Below are 7,438 nucleotides of genomic sequence, written 5' to 3'. Positions count from 1 at the left end.
GACTCTATCAGACTCTTTCGTGTCCGATTCCCCGTCGGAGCGGGGCCGCCTTCCAGTTTTCCGCTTTCGCGTTTCCCTTTCCAGCGATTCCGACTCTATCAGATTCATTCGGCGTGTTCTGCTTCGTGAATTCCGATGACCTTTGGATTGGTCTTGCCTTTCGGCTGACCCGACTTTAGCAGAAGCATTTGGGCCGACGTCATCGGCCTGGATGATCTGGAGTCGAATCGAAGGGGCCGCATGGAAATTCGATTCCCATCGCGAGCCGCATAGAAATGATCAACTGCTCTCGAAGCATGTCCTACTTCGAGGCAACCGTTTAAATCTACCTCCCCACGTCAACCGTGTCAACGGTCGTTGTGGGGCGAAGAGGAGACTAACAGGTGTCGGCCGCGCTACGCACATCAGGCCGCGACCGGGACTTCGGCGCTGCGGTCCGCCGCGTCCACGTCTCCCGTCTCGCCCGCCCGTACGGCCCGTCCGCCGAGGATGTAGACGTAAGCGAGGAAGGCCACCTCAGCCGCTACGCCGATGGCGATCCGTGCCCATGTGGGCAGGCCGGACGGGGTCACGAAGCCCTCTATCAAGCCTGACACGAAGAGGACGAGCGCCAGGCCGATGGCCATGCCGAGTGCGGCGCGACCCTGCTGGGCCATGGCGGTGCGACGGCTGTACGGGCCCGGGTCGATCAGTGTCCAGCCGAGCCGGAGTCCCGTACCCGCGGCGACGAAGACCGCAGTCAGTTCGAGCAGGCCGTGCGGAAGGATCAGCCCGAGGAAGATGTCGAGGCGGCCGGCCGAGGACATCAGACCGATACCGACTCCCAGGTTGAGCACATTGACGAAGAGGACCCAGATGACCGGGAGACAGAGGAAGGCGCCCAGGACGAGGCACATGGCGGCGGCCTGGGCATTGTTCGTCCAGACCTGGGCCGCGAAGGACGCCGCCGGATGGCTTGAGTAGTACGTCTCGTACTCACCGCCGGGCCGGGTCATCCGGCGCAGTTCTTCCGGGGCGGCGATCGCGGACTGGACCTCGGGGTGTGCTCCGATCCACCAGCCGATGACGGCGGCCAGGAGGGTGGAGAGGATCGCCGTCGGGATCCACCAGTGCCGGGAGCGGTAGACGGCCGCGGGAAAGCCGGCCGTCAGGAACCGCGCGGCGTCGCGCCAGGTGGCCCGGCGGGCTCCGGTCACCGTGGCGCGGGCGCGGGCCACGAGCTGGGTGAGGCGCGTGGTGAGCGCCGGATCCGGGGCGGTGGACTGGATCAGCGAGAGATGGGTGGCCGTGCGCTGGTAGAGGGCGACGAGTTCATCCGCCTCGGCTCCGGTGAGGCGGCGCCCGCGGTGCAGGAGATGATCCAGGCGGTCCCACTCGGCGCGGTGGGCTGTCACGAAGACGTCGAGGTCCATGGTCGGCTGCTGCTCCAGGCACTGGGTGCGTACGGTCCGTACTACTGCGCGGCCAGCGCGCCGCTGCCACAACCACTGCCACTGCCGCGACGCGCTGCGGGCCAGCTTGGCAGACTGAGGACTTCAGGGGCAGAGAAGGTCCGGCGATGGGTGGGGTACCGGTGAATGAGCTTGTGACGGGCGACGCGGTGGTACTCGGGCTGCGCCCGGCGAGGCTGCCGAGCCGGGTGCTCGCGGTGGCGATCGACCTGGTGGTCGTGTGGACGGCCTATCTGCTGGTGTCGGTGGGAATCGCTCTGTCGACGGGCGCCCTGGACGAGGCGGCGGTCATGGCGCTGTCCATCGCGGCCTTTCTGCTGGTGCTGGTGGGCGGTCCGATCGCCGTGGAGACCCTCAGCCATGGACGTTCGCTGGGGAAGCTGGCCTGTGGGCTGCGCGTGGTACGGGACGACGGCGGGCCCGTCCGCTTCCGGCACGCGCTCGTGCGCGGGGCGATCGGGGTCGTGGAGATCCTGCTGTCCTTCGGGGTCATCGCCTGTATCGCTTCGCTGGTCTCGGCGCGGGGCCGGCGGATCGGGGACGTTTTCGCAGGGACCCTGGTCGTACGGGAGCGGGTGCCGGTGACGCACCCGGCCATGGTTCCGCCGCCCCCGCCGTGGCTCGCGGGACGGTTCGCGGAGCTGGACCTGTCCGCCGTGCCGGACGAGCTGTGGCTCGCGATACGCCAGTACCTGACGCGGATGGGGCAGCTCGACGCCGGGGTGAGCTGGTCGATGGCCGAGCGGCTCGCGGGTGATCTGGCGGCGCGCACCGGGGCTCCGGCGCCGCAGGGCATCCCCTCGGGCGCCTATCTGGCCGCCGTCGTGCAGGAGCGGCAGGCTCGGGACGCCCGACGGACTTTCGGAGCCACCCCCGGCTCGGCGCCGGTCCCGACCCCCGCTCCGGCTCCCGCTCAGGCACCGGCTCCTTCTCCAGCGCCTTTCGAGGTCCCGGCTCCCACTCCCGCTCCGTCCCCCACATCCGCACCCACACCCGCACCCGCAGCCATGCCGTCGGAAGCCGGATCGCCCCCGGCCACCGGATTCGCCCCGCCGGCGTAGGCATGGGGGCACGATCGGCATCAGTGGGCATCGGTCGGCATCAGGGCAGCACGGACGGCGGGGATTCCAGGTCTTCGAGCTCGATGCCGGGGGCCGAGAGCACCACGTCCCCGGCCAGATGAACCGTGTGCTGTTCACCCGTGTCCAGGGCGCTGACCTGGTACTCGTCCACCGTCAGGGGTCCGTTGTCAGTGGCGTGCGCTTCACTGTTCACCAGCGCCCAGGACTGATCGAGAGTACGGGGAGCTAGGACGGGATCCGTGAAGGCGACGAGGCGTACGCGGGTCGCGGGGGAGCCGGGGGTGAGACGCAGAAGTCGCGCGGTCGCGACGAGGAACGCGGGGGAGGTGCCGGTGAAGGCATGGGCGCGGACGTTGCCTTCGGTGGCGTGGGTGCCGGTGGGGTCGGTACGGACCCAGGTGACGCCGTCGAGTGCGGCGCCACGGATCTGCCAGCTCGCGGCATGGAGCTGAAGACGGATGGGGCGGCCGAGTTCGTCGAGGGCCAGATCGACGGAGCCGGAGTGGTCGCCGGAGGGGGTGGTGATCTGGGAGACATAACGCCAGCCGGAGGGGCCGGGCGCGCAGTGGAAGTGTTCGTCACCGAGAGGGGAGTGATCGTGCGGATCATGGAGCGAATAACGGCCGCGGGGCATGGGGTCTTTCCGGTCCTTCGGGTCCTCGGCGTCTGACACTCTTCCTCACCGCGCACATCCTCACCATGCACGGGACAGGCCCCCGACACGGGGGTGCGGGGGCCTGTCCGTAACCACGGAGGTACCTACCGGGTACCTACCGAGGGTGCGTCTGGTGCGTCACCACAGAGGGTGTGTCAGTAGCGGTAGTGGTCGGGCTTGTACGGGCCCTCTACCTTGACGCCGATGTAGTCGGCCTGCTCCGGGCGGAGCGTCGTCAGCTTCACACCGAGCGCGTCGAGGTGGAGCCGGGCGACCTTCTCGTCCAGGTGCTTGGGGAGCACGTAGACGTCGGTCGGGTACTCCTCCGGCTTGGTGAACAGCTCGATCTGGGCCAGGGTCTGGTCCGCGAACGAGTTGGACATGACGAAGGAGGGGTGACCGGTCGCGTTGCCCAGGTTCAGCAGGCGGCCCTCGGACAGGACGATGAGCGTCTTCCCGTCCGGGAAGGTCCAGGTGTGGACCTGCGGCTTGACCTCGTCCTTGACGATGCCGTCGATCTTGGCGAGACCGGCCATGTCGATCTCGTTGTCGAAGTGACCGATGTTCCCGACGATCGCCTGGTGCTTCATCTTGGCCATGTCCGAGGCCATGATGATGTCCTTGTTGCCCGTGGTGGTCACGAAGATGTCGGCGATACCGACGACATCGTCGAGCGTGGAGACCTGGTAGCCGTCCATCGCCGCCTGGAGGGCGCAGATGGGGTCGATCTCCGTGATGATCACGCGGGCGCCCTGGCCGCGCAGCGACTCCGCGCAGCCCTTGCCGACGTCGCCGTAGCCGAAGACGACCGCGACCTTGCCGCCGATGAGGACGTCGGTGGCGCGGTTGATGCCGTCGATCAGGGAGTGGCGGCAGCCGTACTTGTTGTCGAACTTGGACTTGGTGACCGCGTCGTTGACGTTGATCGCCGGGAAGAGGAGGGAGCCGTCACGGTGCATCTCGTACAGCCGGTGCACACCGGTGGTGGTCTCTTCGGTGACGCCGCGGATCTCGGACGCCAGACGGGTCCACTTCTGCGGGTTCTCGGAGAGGGTGCGGTTCAGCAGGCGGAGGATGTAGCTGTACTCCTCGCTGTCCGCGGTGGCCGGGTCGGGGGCCGCGCCGGCCTTCTCGAACTCGACGCCCTTGTGCACGAGGAGGGTGGCGTCACCACCGTCGTCGAGGATCATGTTCGGGCCGCCGGTGGGCGTGTTCGGCCACGTCAGGGCCTGCTCCGTGCACCACCAGTACTCCTCCAGCGTCTCGCCCTTCCAGGCGAAGACCGGGACACCCTGGGGGTTGTCGGCGGTGCCCTCGGGACCGACCGCGATGGCGGCCGCTGCGTGGTCCTGGGTGGAGAAGATGTTGCAGGACGCCCAGCGGACTTCGGCGCCGAGGGCCGTCAGGGTCTCGATGAGGACCGCGGTCTGCACCGTCATGTGCAGGGAGCCGGTGATACGCGCGCCGGCCAGCGGCTGGGAGGCCGCGTACTCCTTGCGGATCGACATCAGACCGGGCATCTCGTGCTCGGCGAGGGTGATCTCCTTGCGGCCGAACTCGGCGAGCGAGAGATCGGCGACCTTGAAGTCCTGTCGGTTGGCGACAGTCGTCATAACGAGCTGCTCCTCGTAAATCGGGTCGAGGGTGGGTACGTACGGCTGGCTCTGCGGCGGCGAAGGCATACCAATGCCCGAGCCCCCGCAGCGCAGTCCGTCGGAGGCCCTCTCTCCCTCGGCCGGTCCGCAACTGCGGGCCGCCCGACCGCCATCAGCAGCGACGTCTGGCTCTGCAGACGAATCTACACCGACCGGCCCACGGGCCCACAGCCGAACGGAAAAGGGATCATGAAGGGATGAGGGAGTGACCGGAACTCAGTGGGCGGTGCCGGCGGCCGGACCGGCCTGGTCCTTGGCGGGGTTGATGCCCGCGGCGGCGGCCGACTCGCTGAAGATGTCCGGCTCCAGATAGATCACCCGGGCGATCGGGACCGCCTCGCGGATCCGGGCCTCGGCCGCGTTGATGGCCTGGGCGATCTCGCCGGCGGTGTCGTCGTGCTCGACCGCGATCTTGGCGGCGACCAGCAATTCCTCGGGGCCGAGGTGAAGCGTACGCATGTGGATGATGCCGGTCACCACATCGCCGTCGACGAGGGCGTTCTTGATCTTCTCGACGTCCTCGGTGCCCGCGGCCTCGCCGAGGAGCAGGGACTTCGTCTCGGCCGCCAGCACCAGCGCGATCAGGATGAGGAGGACGCCGATGCAGAGGGTGCCGATGCCGTCCCAGACACCGTTGCCGGTCCCCAGGGCGAGCCCCACTCCGGCCAGGGCGAGTACGAGACCGACGAGCGCGCCGAGGTCCTCCAGAAGCACGACGGGGAGTTCGGGAGCCTTGGCGCGGCGGACGAACTCCGTCCAGGACAGCGAGCCGCGCGTGACGTTCGACTCCTTGATGGCCGTGCGGAACGAGAACGACTCCGCGATGATCGCGAAAACGAGCACACCGACCGGCCAGTACCAGGCCTCGATCTCGTGGGGGTGCTTGATCTTCTCGTAGCCCTCGTAGATGGCGAACATGCCACCGACCGAGAACAGCACGATCGACACGAGGAAGGCGTAGATATAGCGCTCACGGCCATAGCCGAAGGGGTGTTGCGGGGTCGCCTCGCGCTTCGCCTTCTTGCCGCCGAGCAGAAGCAGCCCCTGGTTGCCGGAGTCGGCGACGGAGTGCACGCTCTCCGCGAGCATCGACGACGAACCACTGAAGAGGAACGCCACGAACTTGGCTACTGCGATCGCGAGGTTGGCGGCGAGCGCCGCCACGATCGCCTTGGTTCCGCCTGACGCGCTCATTGGGTGCGAGGTGTCCCTTCATCGGTGCCGCGGCCCTGGCGCCGCGGTACGGCGGGACATTGTTGCAGCCGCCGGGAAGGCCGGTGCATCAGACCACCACTGTCGCCCGGAACACCGTTCCCGTACCGGACAGTTCGGCCTTCTCGCCCGCCGCGACGAAGACCGAGTCGCCGGGGGCCAGCTCGATGTCGTTCGCCTGCGGTGTGCCCGCCGTGCAGAGCAGGATCTGGGGGGTCGCGGCGGTCACATCGCGCGGCTCGGCGCCGGGCGCGAGGGCGTAGCGGGAGAGCCTGAACTCGTCGATGGGGGTCTCGTACAGCTCCTCGCCCGTGGGCGACGCCTCCGGACGCAGGACACCGGGGTCGGCCGCCTCGAAGCGGACGATACGGAGCAGTTCGGGCACGTCCACGTGCTTGGGGGTGAGTCCGCAGCGCAGGACGTTGTCCGAGTTGGCCATGATCTCGACGCCGAGACCGTTGAGATAGGCGTGCGGGACGCCCGCGCCGAGGAAGAGCGCCTCGCCCGGCTGGAGTTGTACGTAGTTGAGCAGCATGGCGGCGATGACGCCCGGGTCGCCGGGGTAGTGGTGCGCGAGCGACACGTACGGCGCGTAGTCGCCGCCGAGCCGGTCCGCCGCTGCGGCGGCCTCGGTGACGGTGGCGGCCATCTCGTCCGGATCGGCGGTGAGGACGGCGGTCAGCACCTCGCGGAGCGCGGCCTCTTCGGGGTGGGCGCGCAGAAGGTCGACGTACGGCTTGAGCGAGTCGACGTCCAGCCGCGCGAGCAGCTCGGCGCTCGCCTCAGGGGCGCGGAAGCCGCACAGGCCGTCGAAGGGGGTGAGCGCGCAGATCAGTTCGGGCTTGTGGTTGGCGTCCTTGTAGTTGCGGTGGGGCGCGTCGATCGGGACACCGCGCCGCTCCTCCGCCTCGTACCCCTCCTTCGCCTGGGCGAGGTCGGGGTGGACCTGGAGGGAGAGCGGGGAGCCGGCGGCGAGGAGCTTGAGGAGGAACGGCAGACGGGGGCCGAACTTCCGGACCGCGGCAGCGCCGAGCTCCGCCTCGGGGTCGGCGTCGATGACGGCGGAGAGCGCCTGTTCACCGGAGTCATGGCCCCGGTCGAGACGGGACGGGGCTCCCGGGTGGGCGCCCATCCACATCTCGGCCTGGGGCTCTCCCGTGGGAGCGGTGCCGAGCAGCTCCGGGATGGCGGTCGTCGAGCCCCAGGCGTAGGGGCGCACGGTGTTGGAGAGGCGGTCCATGGCGTGAGCTTTCTCGTACGGGATGACGGAACGGCGGCGTGCGGTGGCGGCACGGATGTGCCGCCGGTGAAGGTCTGATGAAGAAGGGGATGGAGAGCCGGTCGGAGAATGTGGGGTCAGGTTCGGCTCATGGCCATGCGGTG

The 7,438-nt window shown here is 68.7% G+C and carries 6 protein-coding genes; 1 reads left to right on the top strand and 5 read right to left on the bottom strand.

All coding sequences use genetic code 11. From position 1 onward, the window contains the following. Positions 1–404: 404 nt before the first annotated feature. Positions 405–1,412, bottom strand: a complete 1,008-nt coding sequence (locus ACFRKB_RS37580) for a stage II sporulation protein M (protein ID WP_383111093.1) — start codon at positions 1,410–1,412, stop codon at positions 405–407. 161 nt (positions 1,413–1,573) lie between these two features. On the opposite strand from ACFRKB_RS37580, the gene ACFRKB_RS37575 reads away from it, so the two are divergent. Continuing rightward, positions 1,574–2,512, top strand: a complete 939-nt coding sequence (locus ACFRKB_RS37575; RefSeq protein ID WP_383111092.1) for an RDD family protein — start codon at positions 1,574–1,576, stop codon at positions 2,510–2,512. A 40-nt stretch (positions 2,513–2,552) separates the two neighbouring features. Here the strand turns inward: ACFRKB_RS37575 and ACFRKB_RS37570 are convergent, their stop codons facing one another. From ACFRKB_RS37570 to manA, 4 genes are all read right to left on the bottom strand, one after another. Next, positions 2,553–3,167: a hypothetical protein gene (locus tag ACFRKB_RS37570; protein WP_383111095.1), complete on the bottom strand. Its 615-nt coding sequence runs from the start codon at positions 3,165–3,167 to the stop codon at positions 2,553–2,555. Between the two features lie 176 nt (positions 3,168–3,343). Further along, positions 3,344–4,801, bottom strand: a complete 1,458-nt coding sequence (gene ahcY, locus ACFRKB_RS37565) for an adenosylhomocysteinase (RefSeq protein ID WP_383111091.1) — start codon at positions 4,799–4,801, stop codon at positions 3,344–3,346. A 258-nt stretch (positions 4,802–5,059) separates the two neighbouring features. Then, complete coding sequence (locus ACFRKB_RS37560) at positions 5,060–6,037, bottom strand: cation diffusion facilitator family transporter (RefSeq protein ID WP_383111090.1); 978 nt, start codon at positions 6,035–6,037, stop codon at positions 5,060–5,062. An 88-nt stretch (positions 6,038–6,125) separates the two neighbouring features. Beyond that, positions 6,126–7,295 carry a mannose-6-phosphate isomerase, class I gene (manA, locus tag ACFRKB_RS37555; RefSeq protein WP_383111089.1) on the bottom strand — a complete coding sequence of 390 codons (1,170 nt, stop codon included), beginning with the start codon at positions 7,293–7,295 and terminating at the stop codon, positions 6,126–6,128. Between the last annotated feature and the right edge of the window lie 143 nt (positions 7,296–7,438).

The organism is Streptomyces scopuliridis (assembly GCF_042790125.1).
Classification (GTDB): Bacteria; Actinomycetota; Actinomycetes; order Streptomycetales; family Streptomycetaceae; genus Streptomyces; species Streptomyces scopuliridis_A.
Note: the sequence above shows the minus strand (reverse complement) of the source record. Positions and strands in the feature narration are given on the sequence as shown.